Source organism: Microbacterium sp. AB (assembly GCF_032878875.1).
Taxonomy (GTDB): Bacteria; Actinomycetota; Actinomycetes; order Actinomycetales; family Microbacteriaceae; genus Microbacterium; species Microbacterium betulae.
This window is the reverse complement of sequence record NZ_CP118157.1, coordinates 156,047-176,329: the sequence shown is the minus strand read 5'-3', so window position 1 is coordinate 176,329 and position 20,283 is coordinate 156,047. Positions and strand designations below refer to the sequence as shown.

At 70.7% G+C, this 20,283-nt stretch carries 21 protein-coding genes; 11 read left to right on the top strand and 10 right to left on the bottom strand.

The window, feature by feature from the left end:
• Positions 1-66: 66 nt before the first annotated feature.
• Genes N8K70_RS00815 through N8K70_RS00805 form a run of 3 tightly spaced genes read left to right on the top strand, consistent with a single transcriptional unit; the run spans position 67 to position 2,769 of the window.
• Positions 67-828, top strand: a complete 762-nt coding sequence (locus N8K70_RS00815; protein WP_317139714.1) for a winged helix-turn-helix domain-containing protein — start codon at positions 67-69, stop codon at positions 826-828.
• Between the two features lie 22 nt (positions 829-850).
• Positions 851-1,555, top strand: a complete 705-nt coding sequence (locus N8K70_RS00810; protein WP_317139713.1) for a cache domain-containing protein — start codon at positions 851-853, stop codon at positions 1,553-1,555.
• Positions 1,556-1,599: 44 nt separating this feature from the next.
• Complete coding sequence (locus tag N8K70_RS00805; protein WP_317139712.1) at positions 1,600-2,769, top strand: hypothetical protein; 1,170 nt, start codon at positions 1,600-1,602, stop codon at positions 2,767-2,769.
• Between the two features lie 83 nt (positions 2,770-2,852).
• Here the strand turns inward: N8K70_RS00805 and N8K70_RS00800 are convergent, their stop codons facing one another.
• The 9 genes from N8K70_RS00800 to N8K70_RS00760 all read right to left on the bottom strand — a co-directional run bounded on the left by N8K70_RS00800 (position 2,853) and on the right by N8K70_RS00760 (position 10,853).
• Positions 2,853-3,242: a DUF779 domain-containing protein gene (locus N8K70_RS00800; protein WP_317139711.1), complete on the bottom strand. Its 390-nt coding sequence runs from the start codon at positions 3,240-3,242 to the stop codon at positions 2,853-2,855.
• Positions 3,243-3,368: 126 nt separating this feature from the next.
• Positions 3,369-4,916: an acetaldehyde dehydrogenase ExaC gene (exaC, locus tag N8K70_RS00795; protein WP_317139710.1), complete on the bottom strand. Its 1,548-nt coding sequence runs from the start codon at positions 4,914-4,916 to the stop codon at positions 3,369-3,371.
• 98 nt (positions 4,917-5,014) lie between these two features.
• Positions 5,015-6,331 (bottom strand): GAF domain-containing protein, encoded by a 1,317-nt coding sequence (locus tag N8K70_RS00790; protein ID WP_317139709.1) that lies wholly within the window; start codon positions 6,329-6,331, stop codon positions 5,015-5,017.
• Positions 6,332-6,416: 85 nt separating this feature from the next.
• Entirely contained in the window at positions 6,417-7,157 is a 741-nt protein-coding gene (locus N8K70_RS00785; protein WP_317139708.1) for a GNAT family N-acetyltransferase, read from the bottom strand.
• Positions 7,158-7,331: 174 nt separating this feature from the next.
• Complete coding sequence (locus N8K70_RS00780; protein ID WP_317139707.1) at positions 7,332-7,649, bottom strand: helix-turn-helix domain-containing protein; 318 nt, start codon at positions 7,647-7,649, stop codon at positions 7,332-7,334.
• A gap of 188 nt (positions 7,650-7,837) precedes the next feature.
• Positions 7,838-8,611 carry an amino acid ABC transporter ATP-binding protein gene (locus N8K70_RS00775; protein ID WP_317139706.1) on the bottom strand — a complete coding sequence of 258 codons (774 nt, stop codon included), beginning with the start codon at positions 8,609-8,611 and terminating at the stop codon, positions 7,838-7,840.
• Positions 8,598-9,260 carry an amino acid ABC transporter permease gene (locus N8K70_RS00770; protein WP_317139705.1) on the bottom strand — a complete coding sequence of 221 codons (663 nt, stop codon included), beginning with the start codon at positions 9,258-9,260 and terminating at the stop codon, positions 8,598-8,600. Before N8K70_RS00770 ends, N8K70_RS00775 begins: the two co-directional genes overlap by 14 nt.
• A gap of 68 nt (positions 9,261-9,328) precedes the next feature.
• Positions 9,329-10,138 carry an amino acid ABC transporter substrate-binding protein gene (locus N8K70_RS00765; protein WP_317139704.1) on the bottom strand — a complete coding sequence of 270 codons (810 nt, stop codon included), beginning with the start codon at positions 10,136-10,138 and terminating at the stop codon, positions 9,329-9,331.
• 103 nt (positions 10,139-10,241) lie between these two features.
• Positions 10,242-10,853 carry a hypothetical protein gene (locus N8K70_RS00760; RefSeq protein WP_317139703.1) on the bottom strand — a complete coding sequence of 204 codons (612 nt, stop codon included), beginning with the start codon at positions 10,851-10,853 and terminating at the stop codon, positions 10,242-10,244.
• Between the two features lie 425 nt (positions 10,854-11,278).
• Between N8K70_RS00760 and N8K70_RS00755 the strand changes: the two genes are divergently transcribed.
• The 8 genes from N8K70_RS00755 (at position 11,279) to N8K70_RS00720 (ending at position 19,570) form a co-directional block, all read left to right on the top strand.
• On the top strand, positions 11,279-11,980 hold the full coding sequence (locus N8K70_RS00755) for a GntR family transcriptional regulator (protein ID WP_317139702.1): 702 nt from the start codon (positions 11,279-11,281) through the stop codon (positions 11,978-11,980).
• Between the two features lie 20 nt (positions 11,981-12,000).
• Complete coding sequence (gene atzF / locus N8K70_RS00750; RefSeq protein ID WP_317139701.1) at positions 12,001-13,710, top strand: allophanate hydrolase; 1,710 nt, start codon at positions 12,001-12,003, stop codon at positions 13,708-13,710.
• A gap of 28 nt (positions 13,711-13,738) precedes the next feature.
• Positions 13,739-14,695, top strand: coding sequence for an ABC transporter substrate-binding protein (locus tag N8K70_RS00745; RefSeq protein WP_317139700.1), 957 nt, complete (start codon positions 13,739-13,741; stop codon positions 14,693-14,695).
• On the top strand, positions 14,692-15,567 hold the full coding sequence (locus tag N8K70_RS00740) for an ABC transporter permease (protein ID WP_317139699.1): 876 nt from the start codon (positions 14,692-14,694) through the stop codon (positions 15,565-15,567). The genes N8K70_RS00745 and N8K70_RS00740 overlap by 4 nt, the downstream gene beginning before the upstream one ends.
• A 13-nt stretch (positions 15,568-15,580) precedes the next feature.
• Positions 15,581-16,399 (top strand): ABC transporter ATP-binding protein, encoded by an 819-nt coding sequence (locus N8K70_RS00735; protein ID WP_317139698.1) that lies wholly within the window; start codon positions 15,581-15,583, stop codon positions 16,397-16,399.
• A 209-nt stretch (positions 16,400-16,608) separates the two neighbouring features.
• Entirely contained in the window at positions 16,609-17,019 is a 411-nt protein-coding gene (locus N8K70_RS00730) for a macro domain-containing protein (protein WP_317139697.1), read from the top strand.
• 115 nt (positions 17,020-17,134) lie between these two features.
• A complete protein-coding gene (locus N8K70_RS00725) occupies positions 17,135-18,472 on the top strand; it encodes an APC family permease (RefSeq protein ID WP_317139696.1) in 1,338 nt (445 codons plus the stop codon).
• Between the two features lie 258 nt (positions 18,473-18,730).
• Positions 18,731-19,570, top strand: coding sequence for a G5 domain-containing protein (locus N8K70_RS00720; protein WP_317139695.1), 840 nt, complete (start codon positions 18,731-18,733; stop codon positions 19,568-19,570).
• A 273-nt stretch (positions 19,571-19,843) separates the two neighbouring features.
• Here N8K70_RS00720 and N8K70_RS00715 read toward each other — a convergent pair whose 3' ends face one another.
• The gene (locus N8K70_RS00715) at positions 19,844-20,098 is read right to left on the bottom strand and encodes a type II toxin-antitoxin system Phd/YefM family antitoxin (protein WP_317139694.1); all 255 of its coding nucleotides are present in this window, start codon (positions 20,096-20,098) and stop codon (positions 19,844-19,846) included.
• Positions 20,099-20,283: the final 185 nt, after the last annotated feature.

The window sequence follows — 20,283 nt, the reverse complement described above, 5'->3', positions numbered from 1 at the left end:
ATTTCACGTGTCATGCGCATAACGTGGTGATGACCGTCGTGTTACCCGGCCCGGGAGAGGAGCGCCATGACCGCACAGGCGCCGCCTCGCACGCCCGGCCCCCGCCTGCACGGGGCGCTCTTCCGGCCCATCGGCGACGAGGGGCGCGCGGCCCTCGTCGAACGCCGCCTGGACGAGGCGATCACGGGCGGGCATCTGCGGGCCGGGGAACGGCTGCCGAGCGAGACCGAGCTCGCGAAGAGCTTCGGCGTCGCCCCGACGACCGTGCGCGAGGCGCTCCTCTCGCTGCGCTCGCGGGGCCTCGTCGTCACGCGCCGAGGGCGCGGAGGCGGCAGCTTCGTCGCGGAGAGCGCCGACCCGCTCGCCCACGCGCACGCCGCGGTGATGGGAGCCTCGCGCACCTCCCTTCGCGACATGGGCGTCCACTACGCGGCGGTGACGGGTGCCGCGATGCGTCTCGCGGCACGGCGTGCCGATCCCAGCGAGGCGCGGTTCGTCGGCAGCCACCTCGAGCGGCTCGACGAGTCGGACGTCGAAGCGTGGCGGCGCATCCTCGACGACGCCCAGCTCGAGCTCGTGGCGCTGAGCCAGTCTGCGCGCCTGACCCGCGTCCAGATGCAGCTGCAGGCCGAGCTGTCGCCGTACCTGCGGCTGATCGACGCCGAGGCCCCGACGCGCGACGCCTACCGCGCCGGGCTCGAACGCGTGATCGCGGCGGTCGAGGCGGGCGACGCCGCCGCCGCGGGCGCCGAGATCGAGACGATGACGACGAACGTGATCGACGCCCTGATCGAGCTCCGCACCCGCCCGCCCGCGTCCGAGGGCTGACCCGCACCTCCAGGAGGTCACGATGCACCACGACACCGGCACCGCCGTCGATCACGCTGCGTCGATCGTCGAGAGCTACTTCCGCGCGCCGGTCACGGCGCTCGTCGACACGGCCGAGGTGCTCTCCGCCGACCTCGGCGGCACGCGCGGCGCGTCGCCGCTCACCGCGTCGTCGCTCGACGGCCTCGTGCGGCCCCACGCCATGTCGCTGCTCGCGCTCCCCGGCGTCGCGGCGTACGGGGCCGGCTTCATCGCCGCGCTCGATCTCGTCGACGGCGCGCGCGGCCACCTCGCGTGGTGGCAGGGAAGCGCGCGGACGAGGCTCGTCCTCGCCTCGCAGCCGCTCGGGAAGGAGCGGATCGACTACAGCGACATGGAGTGGTTCCGCGTCCCCCTGCGCACGGGAGCGCCCCATGTCGCGGGTCCGTACGTCGACTACCTGTGCAGCGACGAGTACACGGTGACGATCTCCGCGCCCGTGACGACGACCGGAGGCGTCTTCGCGGGGGTCGCGGCGCTCGACATCCTCGTCGACTCCATCGAGCGCGATCTGACGCCCCGGCTCGAGCAGATCGGCCGGCCCGTCACGCTCGTCAACGGCGTCGGCCGGGTCGTCGTCTCCACCGACCATCGCTCGGCGGCGGGCGACTCCGTGCGCGGGAGCCGACTCGCCGCCCTCCCGCGCACCGCGTGCGGCGACGTCGCGCTCGACGTCATCGTCGGATAGCGCGCCGAGGTGCTCGTGCCGCGTCGTCTTGTACCGTGATCCCCATGTCCGTGACGACGCAGAGCGGCTCCCCCGCGCCGTTCGACGCCCGCGCGCTGACCGAGGCCGTCGACCGCGTCGAGGTCGGCAGATTCGCACGGGACCTCGCGCGGCGCCATCCGAAGCCCGCGAACGCGCAGCTGATCGTCGGGATCGTCGTCGCCGTGGTCGCGGTCCTTCTGCTCGGCGGCACCCTCACGACGTTCGCGACGGTGCTCGTCGGCCTCGCGTCGGCGGGAATCGGCCTCGGCGGGCTCGCGCCCGCCGCGGTCGCGTTCCCCGTCGTCAGCGTGCTCCTGGTCGCCGTGATCGTCGGGATCGTCGTCTCGGGTCGACGCCGCACGCGGGAGCGCCGGTATCGGCTCGACCGCTTCGCGCGGGCGAACGGGATGGGCTATGTGCCGTCCCTGTCCGCCCCCGCGCTGCCGGGGATGATCTTCGGGCTCGGCCACAGCCGCCGCGCCGACGACCTCGTGCGCGGAGAGGCCCCGCGCTTCGTCGAGTTCGCGAACTACCGTTACACGACGGGTGCGGGCAAGAACCAGACCACGCACCGCTGGGGCTACGTCGCCATCCGGCTCGACGCTCCCCTGCCGCACATCGTGCTCGACGCCCTCGGGAACAACAGCGTCTTCGGGTCGAACCTGCCCGTCGGCTTCGCGAAGCAGCAGCGCCTGTCGCTCGAGGGCGACTTCGACCGGCACTTCGCGCTCTCCTGCCCGGAGGGGTACGAGGCGGACGCGCTCTACCTCTTCACGCCGGACATCATGGCGCGCTTCCTCGACCACGCCGGCGAGCTCGACGTCGAGATCGTCGACGACTGGCTGTTCCTCTACACCCGGCGGCAGGTCTCGACGCTCGACCCCGCGACGTGGGCGTGGCTGTTCTCCGTCGTCGGCGCGCTCCTCGACAAGCTCGCGCAGTGGGGCCGCTGGCGCGACGAGCGCCTGGTGGGTGCGCCCGGTGCCGCGTGGACGGGGCGCGCGGGCGAGGCGCTGCCGTTCGCGGCGCCCGCCGCGCCCCTCGCGCCGCCGCCCGGCGTCACCGCGGGAGGACGACGTCTGCGCCGCGGGCTGCCGACCCGCGTGTGGGTGATCCTCGCCGTGTTCTTGGGGCTGTTCGCGTTCCAGGCGCTCGGCGGCGCGTTCTTCTTCGGCCGCGCCCTCTTTCCCTGAGGCGGGGGCGACGCTGCCCGCGCGCCCGCGCATCCGTGCCGACACCGCCCGCGCCCGGGATTCGGTCGCCGAATCGACGGGCCCTAGGCAGAAGCCAGCCCGAAGCGCTCGAGCTCGGGCTCGGTCAGCATGCGCGAGCGGATGAGGAACCGCATCCCGGTCGGCCCCTCCACGCTGAACCCGGCCCCGCGCCCCGGCACGACGTCGATCGTCAGGTGCGTGTACTTCCAGTACTCGAACTGCGCGGCCGACATGTAGACCTCGACCGGGTCGTCGAGACCGGCGTCGATCGTGCCGAGGAGGACGTCGCCGGGACCCGTCAGGTACATCCCGACGGGGAAGCACATCGGCGCCGAGCCGTCGCAGCATCCGCCCGACTGGTGGAACATGAGCGGCCCGTGCTGGGCCGTGAGGGTGCGCAGCAGCGCGGCGGCGGCGTCCGTCACCGCGACCCTGCTCAGCTCGTCGCTCATCCGATCCCCCTTCTCCCGCGAGAATCCACCCGCGCCGCGAGAATCCGTCCCTCCCGTGCATTCTCGCGGCGCAGATGGATTGTCGCTCAACCCCGGAAGCCGATCGGGCCATCCGGGGCCGGTCGATCAGAAGAAGCCCTGCGCACCCTCGGCGTACGAGACGAGCAGGTTCTTCGTCTGCTGGTAGTGGTCGAGCATCTTGAGGTGGTTCTCGCGGCCGATGCCCGACTGCTTGTATCCGCCGAACGCCGCGTGCGCCGGGTACTGGTGGTACGTGTTCGTCCACACACGCCCCGCCTCGATGGCGCGGCCCGCGCGATAGGCGGTGTCTCCCGAACGGCTCCACACGCCGGCGCCGAGGCCGTAGAGTGTGTCGTTCGCGGTGTGGATGGCGCCGTCGAAGTCGTCGAACGAGGTCACGGACACGACCGGGCCGAAGATCTCCTCCTGGAAGATCCGCATGCTGTTCGACCCCTCGAACACCGTCGGCGCGACGTAGTAGCCGCCGCTGAGGTCGCCCCCGAGATCGACGCGCTCGCCCCCCGTGAGCAGCTTCGCGCCCTCCTGCTTCCCGATGTCGATGTACGACAGGATCTTCTCGAGCTGGTCGTTCGACGCCTGTGCGCCGATCTGCGTCTCGGGGTCGAGGGGGTTGCCCTGCCGGATCCTCCCGACCCGCTCGAGACCGTCCCCGAGGAAGGAGTCGTAGATCGAGCGCTGGACGAGCGCACGCGACGGGCACGTGCAGACCTCGCCCTGGTTGAGCGCGAAGAACGCGAAGCCCTCGAGCGCCTTGTCGTAGTAGGCGTCCTGCTCGCGCGAGACGTCCTCGAAGAAGATGTTCGCGCTCTTGCCGCCGAGCTCCAGCGTCACCGGGATGAGGTTCTGCGACGCGTACTGCATGATGAGCCGGCCCGTCGTCGTCTCGCCCGTGAACGCGACCTTGCGGATGCCCTTGTGCTGGGCGAGCGGGGCGCCGGCCTCGATGCCGAAGCCGTTGACGATGTTGACGACGCCCGCCGGGAGGAGGTCGCCGACGAGCTCGAAGAGGAAGAGGATCGACGCCGGGGTCTGCTCGGCGGGCTTGAGGACGACCGTGTTGCCCGCGGCGAGCGCGGGGGCGAGCTTCCACGTCGCCATGAGGATGGGGAAGTTCCACGGGATGATCTGCCCCACCACGCCCAGCGGCTCGTGGAAGTGGTAGGCGACCGTGTCCTCGTCGATCTGGCTGAGCGAGCCCTCCTGCGCGCGGAGGACTCCGGCGAAGTAGCGGAAGTGGTCCACGGCCAGCGGGATGTCGGCGCCGAGCGTCTCGCGCACCGGCTTGCCGTTGTCCCACGTCTCGGCGACGGCGATCGCCTCGAGGTTCTCCTCGATGCGGTCGGCGATCTTGTTGAGGATGTTCGCGCGCTCGCTGGGCGTGGTCTTCTTCCACGACGCGAACGCCTTCCAGGCGACGTCGACGGCGCGGTCGATGTCCTCGACGGTGCCGCGGCCGACCTCCGTGAACGGCTTGCCCGTCACGGGGGTGATGTTCTCGAAGTACTGGCCCTTGACCGGTTCGACGAACTCGCCGCCGATGTAGTGGCCGTAGCGTGCCCGGTACTGGGCGACGGACCCCTTCTCGCCGGGGGCGGCGTAGACGCTCGAGACGCCTTCTTCCACGATGGTCATTGCTGTCTCCTTCGACTGCGTGACGGCGGGGCACGACCCCGCGTAGGTGTGGGGCAACGCTAGGCGAGACGACGTTGCATCCGGTTGCACCCTCCGATTCAGTCCAGTCGCTCCACTCGCGCGACGATGCCGGGCCGGCGCGGCGAGCGCGGGGGCAGCATCCGCAGCACCTGGCGGAGGGCCTCGACGTCCTCCGCCCCGGCGTCCGTGTCGATGTAGGCGAGGAGGACGTCCACGCCCGCCTCCGCGAGGAGCGACTCGTGCAGCGCGGCACGGAGGGTCTCCCGCACCTCCTCGATCCCGGGGGCGACCGAGTCGGGGAGCGCATCGCCCCGGAAGGCCGTGAGCGCCACCCGGTGCGCCCCTCGGTCGAGCAGCGACAGCACCTGCTGCACATCCGTCTCGATCGCCGCCGTCATCCGATACGGTCGCGACTCGGGCACGAGCGCGGGCGCCACCCGCGCGAGGAGCTTGCGCAGCCGGACCATCTCCGGGCGCAGCGTGCCGACCGCCGACGCGTCGCCGTACACGAGCTCGGCGAGACGCTCGGCGGTGAGCCCCTGCCGATACGTCGCGAGCATGAGCACGATCTCGGCGTGCCGCAGCCCCAGCTCGACGACCTGCTCTCCGTCGTCGCCGACGAGGGTGAGGAGCGCCCGATCGCGGCCGAGCACGCTGAGCGTCGCGCGCGACGCATCCGGGGCCCGACGGCGTCGGCGCGCGGGCTCGCGCCGGCCCTGCCGGGCGTGCAGACGCGTCACGAGCAGCTCGCCCTCGACGGCGCGCGCCGTGGCGTCCACGAGCATCTGCGCCTGCGGGGTCGCCGCCTCGTCGCCGCCGGTCACGTCGATCACCCCCAGGAGGCGTCCCGACTCCGGGTCTCGGACGGGCGCGGCCGTGCACGACCACGGCTGGACGAGGCGGTTGAAGTGCTCCGCGCCGCGCACCTGCACGGAGCGGCCGAGGGCGAGCGCGGTCCCCGGAGCTGACGTCCCGACGCGGTCCTCGGCCCAGTTCGCGCCTTCGACGAACCCCATGTCGCCCGTGCGGGAGCGCACGCGGCGGTCGCCCTCGACCCACAGCAGCCGGCCCGCGGCGTCCCCCACGGCGACGACGACGCCCGCCTCGGCCGTCTCACCCGGGAGGAGGAGGCCCCGGATGAGCCCGATCGCCCCGGAGAGCGGATGGACGCGCCGGTAGGCGTCCAGGTCCCGGCCGCGCAGTTCGAGCGCGGGGACGGCCTCGGCGCGGACATGGCTCAGCACGGAGCGACGCCACGAGTCGCGCACGAGCGAGCGCACCTGCTGCAGGCGCGGATCGGCGCTGTTGCCCGCGAGGAGCTCGTCGTGCGCGCGCTCCACGAGCAGACGGGATCCGTGCAGAGGATCGATGCCGCTCAGCCAGGCGGATGACATGAGTGCTCCTTCCTCGTCGAGGGAGCCGGATGTCCGCCCAGTCTAGGCCGCTCGCCGCCGTTTGGGGAGGGCCGGATTCCCCGCGCTACGGCGTGCGGACGCCGAGGAACTCCGTGCGCCGCCGCAGCAGGAAGCCGAGCCTCTCGTAGGCGCGGATGGCCCCGGTGTTGGTCGCCGCGGCGTGCAGCAGCGCCCGGTCGCCGCGCTCCTGGATGTGGAACGCGACGTCGAGCACGAGGCGCGAGGCGAGCCCTTGCCGACGGTACGCCTCGTCCGTCGACACGGCGCTGATCTCCGTCCACCCGTCGGGATGCAGCCGCTCCCCCGCCATCGCGACGAGCCGCCCGTCGCGGCGGATGCCGATGTAGCGGCCGAGCTCGTGCGTGCGCGGCAGGAACGGCCCCGGCTGGTTGCGTGCGACGAGGGCGAGCATCTCCGGCACGTCGTCGGCGCCGAGCTCGATCGCCTCCTCGTCGGGGCGCGGGGCAAGACGCGCGGTCTGCACGAGCTGCACCCCCGCGCCGCGACGCACCTCGGCCCACCCGGCCGGGAGCACCGGGTCGGCGTTCGAGACGCTCACCTCGGCGCCATGGCCGAACACGTCGATGACGGCGTCCCACACGTCGGGGTCGTCCCACGAGCGCACGCCCACGAAGGGCGAGACGTCCTCGGGGTAGTGCTTCACGAGCTCGTTGCCCACGGCGAAGCGGGCATGCGCCCCCGTCAGGGACGACCAGGCGGGATTGTCGAGGATGGCCTCGTCGTCCGCCGCGAGCGTCGCGCCGCCCGCATCCGACGAGCCCTCCGAACCGGTGACCGTGACCATGTGCGCCTCTCGTCCGCGTCGGATCGGTGCCGAACGCCATCCCCCGAAACGCTAGACCCGGCTCGGATCTTCCCGGCGCGGGCTGGTCGCGGGATGTCGCCGGATGACGGATGTCGACGGTCTGTTACGCGGTGCGGACCATGGCCGTCGCGGCGCGCCCGCGACGTGCCCTGCTCAGGACGCCCTGCGCTCGGCGGGGTCGATGAGCCAGCCGTGGGGAAGCAGGTCGTCCACCGCGACGTCGAGGGCCTGGGCGATCGACACGAGCACCCAGATCGACGGGTTCGCCGGCTCCCCGCTGGTGAGGCGGCCCATCTCGATCTGCTGGTAGAAGCTGCGGGTGACGTTCGCGCGCGACGCGACGTCGACCTGCGTGAGCGTCAGCTGCCGGCGGCGACGCTGGATGGCGAGTCCGAGCTCCTTCGCATACGCCGCCCACGGTGTGGCGGAATACGGGGGCTCGCCGCGATCGGAGGCGGCGGCGGAGGACACCGGTCAAGACTGCCAACGGCAGCAGGAAGATCGAGCCGTATATACAGGGCGAACTCCGCGATGTACCATCCTCCTCGCCGCGTGACGGGCGAGGCCGTGATTCGTGGATGCCCCCACGCATCCGACCGCGGGCGAGCCCGGCCGCCGTCGGCGGTCGGGACGGCGGCGTTCTCCGCCGACGGTCGCCGTCAGTCGAACGGGCGCAGGATCCGGTCGAGGAAGCGACGCGTGCGCTCGCCCTGCGGGTCGCGGAAGATCTGCGCGGGGGCGCCGCGCTCGGCCACCACGCCCCCGTCGAGGAAGAGCACCTCGTCGGCGACCTCGCGGGCGAACTGCAGCTCATGGGTGACGACGACCATCGTCCATCCCTCGTCCGCGAGCTCCTTCATCACGACGAGCACCTCGCCGACCAGCTCGGGGTCGAGGGCCGACGTCGGCTCGTCGAACAGGAGGAGGTCGGGACGCAGCGCGAGCGCGCGCACGATTCCCACCCTCTGCTGCTGCCCGCCCGAGAGCTCATGCGGGTACGCGTCGCGCTTCTCCTCCAGGCCCACGCGGGCGAGCAGCCGCTCCCCTTCCGCGATCGCCTCGGCCCGAGGCACCTTCTGCACCCGTGTGGGCCCTTCGACGACGTTCTCGAGCACCGTGCGGTGCGGGAAGAGGTTGTTGTGCTGGAACACCATCGCCGACCGGTCGCGCAGGGCGAAGCGCTGCGCCTTCGCGCGGGGAGCGGCGAAGTCGACCTCCGGCCCGCCGTCGAACGCGATCGTGCCGGCGTCCGGCGTCTCGAGGCCGTTGAGGGAGCGCAGCACCGTCGTCTTGCCGGAGCCGCTCGGCCCGATGAGCGCGACGACCTGGCCGCGGCGCACCTCGAGGTCGATGCCCTTCAGCACCTCCTGGTCGCCGAAGCTCTTGCGGAGCCCGCGGGCGCTGAGGAGCGGAGTCGTCTCAGTGGGCGACATAGCGGTCGAGCCTCCGTTCGATGCGCGACTGCGCGGCCGACAGCACCGTGCAGAAGATCCAGTAGACGAACGCCGCCTCGGCGTACACGAGCAGGAACTCGTTCGAGAACGTCGCGATCTGCTCGGCGACCCGGAACATCTCGGCGACGAGGATGAGCGAGGCGAGCGAGGTGTCCTTCACGAGCGAGATGAACGTGTTCGACAGCGGTGGCACCGACACCCGGGCGGCCTGCGGGAGGATGACCCGCCGCATCGTGAGCGCATTCGACATCCCGATCGTGTACCCCGCCTCCCACTGGCCCTTCGGGACGGAGAGGATGGCCGCGCGCACCACCTCCGCCGCATAGCCGCCGACGTTGAGCGAGAAGGCGATGACGGCTGCCGGCCACGAGGGCAGGGTGACGCCGATCGACGGCAGCCCGTAGAAGATGACGAACAGCTGCACCAGGAGCGGGGTGCCGCGGATCGCCGAGACGTAGGCGCGGGCGAACCACGACAGCACGCGGTTGGCGGAGAGCCGGAGCAGCGCGATGCCGACGGCGATCACGAGGCCCAGCGCGAACGAGGCGAGCGCGAGCGGGATCGTCCCCGTCAGGCCGCCCCAGAAGAGCGGCCAGAACGAGTCGACGACGAGCTGCCAGTCGTCCATGTCAGACGGCGCACGCGATCATGCGACGAAGGCCCCCGGCCGCCGCCGCGGCGCGTAGATCGCATCGCTCACTGCGAGACGTCCTCGCCGAAGAACTGCTCGCCGAGATCCGCCAGGACCCCTTCCTCGCGCAGCTCGTCGAGCGCCCCGCTGATCGCCTCGGCGAGGTCCTCGTTCTCCGAGGTGAAGACGAAGGCCGACTCGCCCGCCTCCTCGGTCTCGGCAGCGATCTTCAGCCCCGTGTCGCCCTGCTCGACCTCGTAGTCCAGGAAGGTGAGCTCGTCGTTGATCGTCGCATCCACGCGCCCCTGCTCGATGAGCGTCACCGCCTGCGCCCATCCCTCGACGGGCTCGACGGTCGCACCCGACTCCTGTGCCAGCTCGTACCAGTTGCTCGTCAGCGACTGCGCCGTGGTCTTGCCCTCGAGGTCGTCGAACGACGTGATCGAGTCGTCGTCCTCGGGCACCACGATCACGCCGGGCGAGACCGTGTAGGGCGTGCTGAAGACGTACTTCTCCTCGCGCTCGTCGGTGATCGAGACCTGGTTGGCGATCGTCTCGAAGCGCCCGGCGTCGAGCCCCGCGAAGATCGCGTCCCACTGCGTCTCCTCGAAGGTCACCTCGACCCCGAGCTTGTCCGCGACGGCGCGGGCGACCTCGACGTCGTACCCCGTCAGCTCGCCGTCGCCGTCCTCGTGGTAGCTGAACGGACGGTAGGTGCCCTCCGTCGCGACGACGAGCGTGCCGTCTGCGAGCGCGGCGGGGCCGTCGGCGTCTCCTCCGTCCGATGAGCCGGACTGGCTGCTGCAGCCCGCGAGCGCCAGCAGGGCCGCCGACGCGGCGATGACGGTGACGGTGACGATTCGGTTGCGTCGCATGAGTGTGCCTTCGTGAGGTCGGTCGAGGCGTGCAGGATGCCGCGGGACAAGCTCAGCACGCCCGGACCCCGTTGTCGAACCGGTATTGCGGAGAGCGTCCGCCTCAGCGCTCGCACATGATGCCGTCGCGGTCGGCGTCACGCGCGATCGACTGCAGGCTGTAGAGCCTGTCCGAGACGAACGGTTTCCCGTCGAACGGCGTGAGGACGCCCCGCTCCCGATCGCCCTTCACCCCCGACTTGCGGATGCCGTCGGGGTAGTCCTTGTTGAGCGCCGCGCAGAGCGGGTAGACCTTGCCGGTGACGCGCCGGGTGACGGCGCTCGCGACCGTCTTCGTCGTGTATCCGGACTTCGATCCCGTCACCTTCACCGTGATCGTCCGGTCGACGTTCCCGGGCCGGACGACGTAGGTCGATCCCGTCGCGCCGGAGATGGCGGAGCCATTGGCGAACCACTGGTAGCGCAGCCTCGTCCCCGCGGTCCATCTCCCGGGCTTCGCCGTGAGGCGCTGACCCGTCTTCACGGTGCCGGAGATCGTCGGCTTCGACGAGGTGAGCACGCGTGCGGCCGCGGACGCATCCCCTGCCGGGGCGTCCGCCGCGGACACCGCGGACGGAGCCGCGATCCCTCCGAACACGATGATCGCGCCCAGCAGCACGCTCCCCACACGACGGCGCACGTCCATCCGCTTCCCCTGTCCTCGTCGTTCGAGCACAGCGATCCACGGTGCCGGGGCGATCATATCGCCGGTCGGGCGACGACGGGTCCCCTCGTCCCCGCCGTTGCGGACGGCGGTCCGAAGCCGCACCGGATGTTTCCTGCGTTGTGCACGCCCGGGGCGATCAGGTGGCTCACGCGAGGACATCGGGCACGCGGTGGGGAGCGCGGAGCACGTGCTCGGCGACGATGAAGCACGTGACATCCACCGCTTCGCTCTCCGTGCCGTCCTCTGCGGCGACTCCGTCGCCATCCGCCCGCATCGTCGCGGTCGTCGGGATGATCGCCGTGCACCTCATCGCGCCCGCAGCGTGAAGCGGCTCGTGTCGCAGACACGGTGAAGCACGAGTTCACCTCCTCGCGACATCGGGACAACATGCGCGAAACATGAGTCCTCGAAGATGTCCAACGATGGATACATTCATGGGCACACCCGAGCGGAACAGCACGTCCGGCCCCCGCATGCCGGCTCGCCGTCGCGTGTACGAGGCACTCAGGGCCGAGCTGCTCACGGCGGCGGTCTCCCCGTTCCAGCGGTTCACGGAGGAGGACGTCGCCGAGCGCTTCTCGGTCTCCCGCACACCCGTGCGAGACGCCCTCGCGCGGCTCGAGGCCGACGGCCTGCTGGTCAAGCGCAGCGGGGCGCTGTACCGCTACATGCCCACCCTCGAGGAGTTCACCGAGCTCTACGAGCTGCGCATCCTGCTCGAGTCGCATGGGATCGATCGAGCCATGTCCGACCCGACCATCCGGCACTCGCAGACCGTTCTCGAACAGGAGATGGCGGTGTGGCAGGAACGCGCGGAGAGGACGATCGAGCCCGACCCGGGCTTCGTGGACGCGGACGAGCAGTTCCATGTCGAGCTCCTCCGCGCGGCGGGCAACGCGCAGCTCGTGCAGGCGCTGCAGCGCGTGAACCGCCGGATCCGCCCCATCCGGATGCACGACTACCTCACCCAGGACCGCGTCGACGCGACCGTCGCCGAGCACCTGGAGATCATCGAGCTCACCCTGCGCGGTCGTCTCCACGAGGCCAGGGACACCCTGCGCCGGCACATCGGCCTGTCCCAGTCGGTCGTCCAGGCACGTGCGGCACGGGCCATGCAGATCGCGCAGATGTCGTGATCGAGGAATCGGAGTACGCAATGCCCCTGATCGATCTTCGCCACAACACGACGGCCGCGGTCTCCGCGCTCTTCGAACGGATCCGTTCGGCTCCCGCTGACATCTGGATCACGCTCCGCGACGAGGCGGACGTCGCCGCAGAGGTCGGCGAGGTCCGTCGTCGCATCGATGCAGGAGAGGATCTGCCGCTCGCCGGATACGTGTTCGCGGCCAAGGACAACATCGACGTCGCAGGTCTCCCGACCACGGCCGCCCACCCCGCTTTCGCGCACACGCCCGAGCGCACGGCGACGGTCGTCGAGCGGATCGTCGCCGCCGGCGCGATCCTCATCGGCAAGACCAACATGGACCAGTTCGCGACCGGCCTCGTGGGATCGCGAAGCCCGTACGGCGCCGTGTCCAGCGCGCATCACCCGGACCGGGTGGCGGGCGGCTCGAGCTCCGGCTCGGGCGCCGCGGCCGGATGGGGGATCGTCGACTTCTCCCTCGGCACCGACACGGCCGGCTCAGGGCGGGTCCCCGCAGCATACAACCGTGTGGTCGGGCTGAAGCCCACGCTCGGACTGCTCCCGCTCGACGGCGTTCTCCCCGCCTCCCCGTCGTATGACGCCGTCTCGGTGTTCGCACCCGGCATCGCCCTCGCGACGAAGGTGCTCGACGTGGCCGCGGGGTCCTCCACGCGCGATCCGCGCAGCCGGGCCTGCCCGGCCGATGCCCCGCAGGCAGCGCCGGCCCGGCCGGCGATCGCCGTGCCCGACGACGAGTCGCTGAAGACCCTGTCCCCCGGGATGCGGGCGGCCTTCGACCGGGCCGTACGACGTGCCGTGGAGATCGGCGCAGAGGTGAGCGCGATCGACCTGGAGCCCTTCCTCGAGGCCGCGCGCCTCCTGTACGACGGCGGGCTCGTGAGCGAGCGGGCATGGTCGTTCGGCTCGTTCCTCGCGGAGCACCCCGAGCACGCCGATCCGTCGGTCGCGACGATCGCCGCCGGCGCCATGTCGGTGGAGGCGGTGAGCGTGATCGACGCGCAGCAGCGCCTCGTCGCGCTCACGGCCGAGGCGAAGCGCCGTCTCGACGGCTCGGACGCCCTGATGCTCCCCACGGCGCCGCTCCATCCGAGCCATGCCGAGCTCGCGGCCGACCCGATCGGCGTCAACCGCACCGTGGGGACGTTCACGAACTTCGTCAACCTCATGGACATGGCGGCGATCGCCGTCCCCGGAGAGACCGTCGCCGGGGAGGGCGAGTTCGGCGTCTCGTTCGTCGTGCCCGCGTTCCACGACCAGGTGGCCGTCGACATCGCGGCCCGCTTCACCGCGCAGGAGCCAGGCGAGCCGCTCCGATTCTCGAAGGGGATCGACGTGGCCGTGTTCGGCGCGCACCTCCGCGGAGAGCCGCTCAACCGCCAGCTGCAGGATCTCGGCGCGCGCTACGTCCGCGACGTCTCGACCGCCGGCACCTTCCGCATGCTCCTCGTGGAAGGCCCTGTCGACCGTCCAGCCGTCATCCGCGCCACGACGGGAGCCGAGCTGCCCGGCGAGCTCTGGCGACTGTCGCCGCTCGCCGTCTCGCAGCTGCTGACGAGCATCGCCGCGCCTCTCGCCCTCGGTCGCATCGAGCTGGCGGACGGCGATGTCGTGCTCGGGTTCACCGCGTCCGTCGCCGACGGCCACCGCGACATCACCGATCTCGGCGGCTGGCGCGCCTTCCGCGCCGTCGCCACCGTCTGAGCACCACCCGACCACGAGGAGAATCTCCGTGAAACTCAGCAAGCCGTTCGCCCTGACCGGTGCTCTCGCCGCTCTCGCGCTTGTCGCCGGCTGCGCGCCCGCCGACGCATCGGCCGAAGGCGACGCCATCACCGTCGGCACGCTCCGAGGCCAGCCGCACCTCTTCAGCCCCTACTTCTACGACGAGGTCGCCGAGGACGGCCTCTCGTTCGAGATCGTGCTGTTCGACTCGTCGAGCGACATCAAGAACGCGATCGTGTCGGGCTCGATCGACTTCGGCGTCACCGGCTCCGCCTCGGTGGTCTCGGGGGTCGCCGAGGAGCAGGACGTCCGCATCGTGGCATCCGCGGCAGACGGCGGCACGCGCATCGTCGCATCGCCGGACATCGGATCGGTCGAGGATCTCGTCGGGACGAAGGTCGGCTTCCCCCTGGGGTCGACGCAGGAGATCCTGCTCAAGCGCACGCTCGAAGCGCAGGGCGTCGATCCCCTGTCAGACGTCGAACTCGTCAATCTGCCGTTCGCCGACATGGCGAGCGCGTACGAGTCGGGTCAGGTCGACGCCTTCATCTCGGCCGAGATCGGGCCGTCGATCGCGATCGGCGGCGGCGCGCACGAACTGCTCTCGGCGTACGACACCGAGATCGGCCGGACCAACATCGTGCTTGCGACGAGCAACTCGCTCATCGCAAGCGATCCCGACCTCGTGCAGGACGTCGTCGACACGCATGTCGCCGCGGTCGAGCACATGAGCGACGACGTGGACGCGTGGGCGGAGGGGCTCGTCGACGAGTTCGGGCTCGACGAGACCGTCACCCGGACCGCCATCGAGAACACCTGGCCGCGCTGGCAGCTCGACGACGACTACCTCGCGACCCTCGAGGCGATGAGCGCCGAGATGCTCGCGTTCGACCAGGTCGCGGCGGAGGTCGACCCGTCGCTGCTCGTCGACACGTCGTTCGTCGAGGCGTCGGCGGCGTCATGACCGTCGCACTCGAGGCCCCCGCGTCCGAGCAATCGCCGAGGCGGGTCGCGCCTGAGCGCCCCGCGAAGCGACGTCGTCCGTCGTGGGGCTGGGCGATCGCGCTGCCCGTGCCGGCCCTCGTCCTCGTGGGATGGCACCTGGGCGCCGTCAACGGCTGGGTGCTGCCGTTCGACATCAAGATGACGTTCCTGCCGACCCCCGGCGAGGTGGGCCTGAGGCTCATCGACTTCGCCTTCGGCGGCATCTACGACGACTCGTACAGCGCGACGCTCTGGGGCCACCTCGGGGCGTCCGCCATGCGCGTGCTGCAAGGATTCCTCCTGGCGGTCGCGGTGGGGGTGCCGCTCGGCGTGCTGATGGGACGCTCCTCCCGCCTCTTCCGCATGCTCGAGCCGACGGTCAACCTCATCCGCCCCATTCCCGTCACCGCGTGGGCCCCGCTCACACTGCTGATCATCGGGTTCGGCGACCGGTCGACCGTCTTCCTCGTGTTCCTCGCGGCCGTGTTCCCGGTCCTGCTGAACACCATCAGCGGGGTGCGGCAGGTGCCCGTCAGGCTCTTCGAGGCCGCGGCCATGCTCGGGACGCCCCGCCTGCAGGCACTCGTCAAGGTCGTGCTCCCCGCGGCCGCGCCGCAGATCATCAGCGGCATGCGCATCGCGATGGGCCTCGCGTGGGTGATCCTCGTCGTCGGGGAGACGGTGGGCATCAGCACCGGCCTCGGTGCGCTCATCACGCAGGCGCGTGAACAGTCACGGACCGACCTCATCATCGTGGGGATGATCGTCATCGGCCTCGCCGGCTTCATCGCCGATCGCCTGCTCTCGCTCGTGTTCGCCGTGGCCTTCGGCCGTCGGCCCATCCAGACCTGACGAAGGGAAGCCCATGTCCAAGAACGGCTCGCGAACCACGGGAGCGCCGGCAGACATCCGGTTGGAGGGTCTCGGCAAACGCTACCCGGGATCCACGCTCGCGGCGGTCGAGGATGTCGACCTCGATGTCGCCGCCGGGGAGGTCGTCTGCATCGTGGGCGCCTCGGGCTGCGGCAAGTCGACCGTGCTGAGGATGGTCGCCGGCTTCGAGCCCGTCACCGACGGGTCGCTGCGCGTGGCCGGCGAGGCCGTCACCGGCCCGGGCCCCGAGCGCGGCGTGGTCTTCCAGGACTACGGGCTGTTCCCCTGGCTGACCGTCGCCGAGAACGTCGCCTACGGCCCCCGGCAGGCACGCCTGCCGAAGGAAGAGGTACGCGCTCGGACCGATGAGGCGCTCACCGCGGTCGGGCTGACGCGCGTCGCGCAGTCGTTTCCGCATCAGCTGTCCGGGGGCATGCAACAGCGCGTCGCCATCGCCCGGCTCCTCGCGAACCGCCCCTCGGTCATGCTGATGGACGAGCCGTTCGGCGCTCTCGACGCGCTGACGCGCACCGAGATGCAGCACGAGCTCCAGCGCATCCAGCGCCAAGCGGGCACGACCGTGCTGTTCGTCACCCACAGCATCGAGGAGGCCGTCTACCTCGGAGATCGTGTCGTCGTCATGGCGGGCGGCACCGCGCACGGCATCTCCGGCCATGTGCGGGAGGTGGTGGACATCGATCTCGGCGAGGACCGCGACCCCACGTCGCCGGAGTTCACGTCCATCGAGCGACGCATCGACGCCCTCATCCACGCGGGGAACGACCGGCGGTTGGCATCGCACGCCGCCTGACGGAGGACCCGTGCGCCACGTGCGACCGGGGGTCCGCTCGGGCGATCGCTCGCGCGGCGGGGCGCGAACGAGCGGCAGGCCGCGCCCGGGGCGGCAGTGCCCGCGGCGGTGTGCGGATGGCTGGGGCCGGTGCGACGGACGAGTCCCGGCAGGCCACTCCTGCACCGGCGTTCCGCCGACCGGCCGACGGGCAGGGCCAGACTGATCCCATGCGCACTCTCACCGCGGTCCTCGGAGACATCACGCTCCAGCGCGCCGATGCGATCGTGAACGCGGCGAACAACGCCATGCGCGGCGGCGGAGGCGTCGACGGCGCCATCCACCGGGCCGGCGGGCCGGCCGTCCTCGACGACTGCATCGAGCGGTTCCCGCACGGTCTCGCCACGGGAGACGCCGGATGGACGACCGCCGGCGCGCTCTCCGCGACCCGGGTCATCCACACCGTCGGCCCGAACCATCGCGCCGGGCAGACCGACCGCGCCCTGCTGGAGTCCTGCTATCGGCGCTCGCTCGCCGACACCGAGGCCCGGGTCGAGGACATCCGCCTCGTCGCGCGGGACGAGAGCATCCACCGGCGAGTCCGCGAGTCCATCCTTCGCCGATCGTCCGCGGCCGGATAGCCGTCCGCGCCCGGAAGCCGACGCGGGGCCCGGCGCGCAGCGCGGGTGCTCGCCGGCGACCGCAGGATCTCTGCCAGGGGTTGCACGATTCCTGCCAGGAACGTTGGATGGTGCGATGACCCAGAACACCACCGTGCCTGTGGCCGAGAACCCGCCGGGACTCAAGCGGGTTCTCGGAACCCCGCTGCTGTTCGCGTTCATCGTCGGCGACACGCTCGGAGCCGGCATCTACACGCTCGTCGGCACGATGGCGACCGACGTCGGCGGGGTCATCTGGCTCCCCCTGCTCATCGCGCTCGTCGTCGCGCTAGTGACCGCCGGGACCTACGCCGAGCTCATCACCAAGTACCCGCACGCCGGGGGAGCGGCGCGCTACGTCGACCGGGCGTTCGGCATCCCGTACCTGTCGTTCCTCGTGGGGTTCCTCATGATGGCGTCGGGCATCACGACGGCCGCCGCGCTCGCGAACGCCTTCGCGGGCGACTACCTCTCGGCCCTGTGGGACATCCCGCCCATCCCGACCGCGATCGTCTTCATCATCCTGCTGACCCTCATCAACCTGCGCCGCGTGCGCGAGTCGCTCGGGGCCAACCTCGTCGCGTCGGTCATCGAGGTCACCGGTCTCGTGATCGTCATCGTCGTCGCCGCGATGGTGTTCGGCAGCGGGGGCGGCGAGCCCGAGCGGATCTTCGAGTTCGCGCCCGACGTGCCACCCCTGCAGGGAGCGTTCGCGGCATCCATCGTCGCGTTCTTCTCGTTCCTCGGATTCGAGGCCGCCGCCAACATGGCCGAGGAGGTCAAGAACCCCTCGAAGTCGTATCCGCGCGCCCTGTTCGGGGCGATCTGCACCGCGGCGGTCATCTACCTGCTGATCGCGGTCGGAGCGGTCATCGTCGTGCCGCCGGCAGATCTCGCCGAGTCGACCGGGCCGCTGCTCGACGTCGTGACCGCGAGCGGCTTCGCCGTGCCGTCGTGGCTGTTCAGCCTCATCGCGCTCGTCGCCATCGCGAACGGCGCTCTCCTGTTCATGGTGATGGCGAGCCGTGTCGGCTATGGGCTGGGGAAGTCAGGCCTCCTGCCGCACGCGTTCACGCGCGTGCTGCCGAAGCGCCGGACGCCCTGGGTCTCGATCCTCGTCGTGGCGGTGGCCACGATCGGCCTGTCGGTGATCGGCGACATCGGGACCCTCGCCGAGACGACAGTGCTGCTCCTCCTGCTCGTGTTCCTGTCGGCGAACGTGAGCGTCCTCGTGCTGAAGAAGGACAAGGTCGATCATGACCACTTCTCGATTCCGCGCGTCGTGCCCGTGCTCGCCATCATCGCGAGCATCGTGCTGCTGACGCAGCAGACCGGCGCGGTGTGGCTCGGCACCGCCGTGTACATCGTCGTGGGGACGGTGCTGTTCTTCATCGCGCGGTTCGGGAGGAGGCGGGAGCGCGCTGTGCAGCAGTGAGCCTGTTGACTCCACGGGCAGACCCGGGCACTCTGAGTCCAGACGCGGGTCCTGTGCGGGACGCGTTCGCGATCACATCCCCCGGCTTTCTCGGCTGACCGATGTCGCGCTGGACACACCGTCGGCTGGAGAGAACGAGAAGTTGCCATGGCGAGCATCCCGCCCGGGTGGTACCCCGACCCGTCAGATCATCGAATTCTGCGATGATGGGACGGTTCGGAGTGGACCGCTGATGTGAGCCCCAACACCCTGCCACCAGTGGGCACTGCGCCGGGAGCGAGCGCGTCGCCGCCACGTGGCCGTGTCGCCGTGTGGGTCTGGGTGGTGATCGGAGCGGCCTCGCTCGTGCCGATCGTGCTTCTCGCGCCGATCATCGCGCCGGTGGCGCTCGTCGTGGTCATCACCGGGATCGTGGGATGGAGCAGGGGCACGCGCACATGGCTGCGGTTCCGCTCGAAGAAGGCGGCCATCGGCGTCACCGCCGCCGCAGCCGCCGTGCTTCTCCTCACCGGGAGCGTGACGGCGTCGATCCGGCCGCCTGAGGAGGGAACCGAGGCCTCGTCCTCCTCGTCGTCGGAGCACGCCGTCGTGGAGACGACGCCGACCTCGACTCCCCGTCCGACCCGGTCTGCGTCCCCCACTCCGACTCCGACCCCCATCGTCCGCGAAGAGGTCGTGACCGAGGCCGTCGCCTTCGAGGTGACGACCATGGAGGATGCGAGCATCGCGAGCGGGGAGACGCGCGTGACGACCGTCGGGCAGCCCGGGGAACGCACCCTCACGTACCGCATCACCGAGCTCGACGGGGCCGAGGTGAGCCGCGAGCTCGTCTCCGACGTGGTGACGGTCGAACCGGTCGCCGAGGTCACGGCGATCGGGACATATGTGGCTCCGCCTCCGGAGCCGGAGCCCGCGCCGGTCGACCCGGGAGGCGGCTGCGATCCGAACTACGCCGAAGCCTGCGTCCCGATCGCCAGCGACGTCGACTGTGCGGGCGGAAGCGGCGACGGCCCCGAATACTTCGACGGCATCGCCCGTGTCATCGGCGTCGACATCTACGACCTCGACCGGGATGGCGACGGGTACGCCTGCGAGTGATGGACCGGGCGGCAGGATCCTCGCGATGATCGGCTCTCAGACGGTCGTCACGGACCCTCGCCCCCCAATCGGATCGAGAACGTACAGCCCAAGGAGACGCGAGGCGCAGCATCGTCTCGTCATGACTGACGACGACCGTCGCACTGCCCAGCGTGATCGCGCTCGAGAGCATCAGGTTGTCAGGGTCGGCCGTCGTCTTCTCGAACCACTCGGAGGCGCTTCCGTCGACGAGCAGGGCGTCTGCCGCAACAGACGTGTCGACGTAGTATCAGGTCATCGATCGTCAGCCATCTCCGCCAAGAGGTCGGTCACCTGTTCGTCCGTGTAGGAACGGTCACCGAGGCGCTCTCGCAGTCGGGCGGCTCCGCCTGCTCGCGGCGGAATGATCGCGACAGACTCTGATGTGTACGGCACGAGCCTCGCCACCGGATGACGGTGCCGCGTGACCACATACGTCTCGCCGCCTTCGACCTGTGTGAGCGCCTCGGTCGGGTTCTGTCGCAGTTCCGCCACGGTGATCGTCCTCATGTCCAGATGGTAGATCTTGCATCTACCCGACCGAGATCACCACGTCGAGACTGTAGTGGCTGACCCGGTACGTCTTGCCGTCATCCGCGGTTGTTGCAAAATCCGCAACAACCGCGCTCCGCTCGAGCTCGCCCTCACGGAAAACAGAGGAGAGGTGCCTCGAGATCGTCGACTGTCGCGACCGA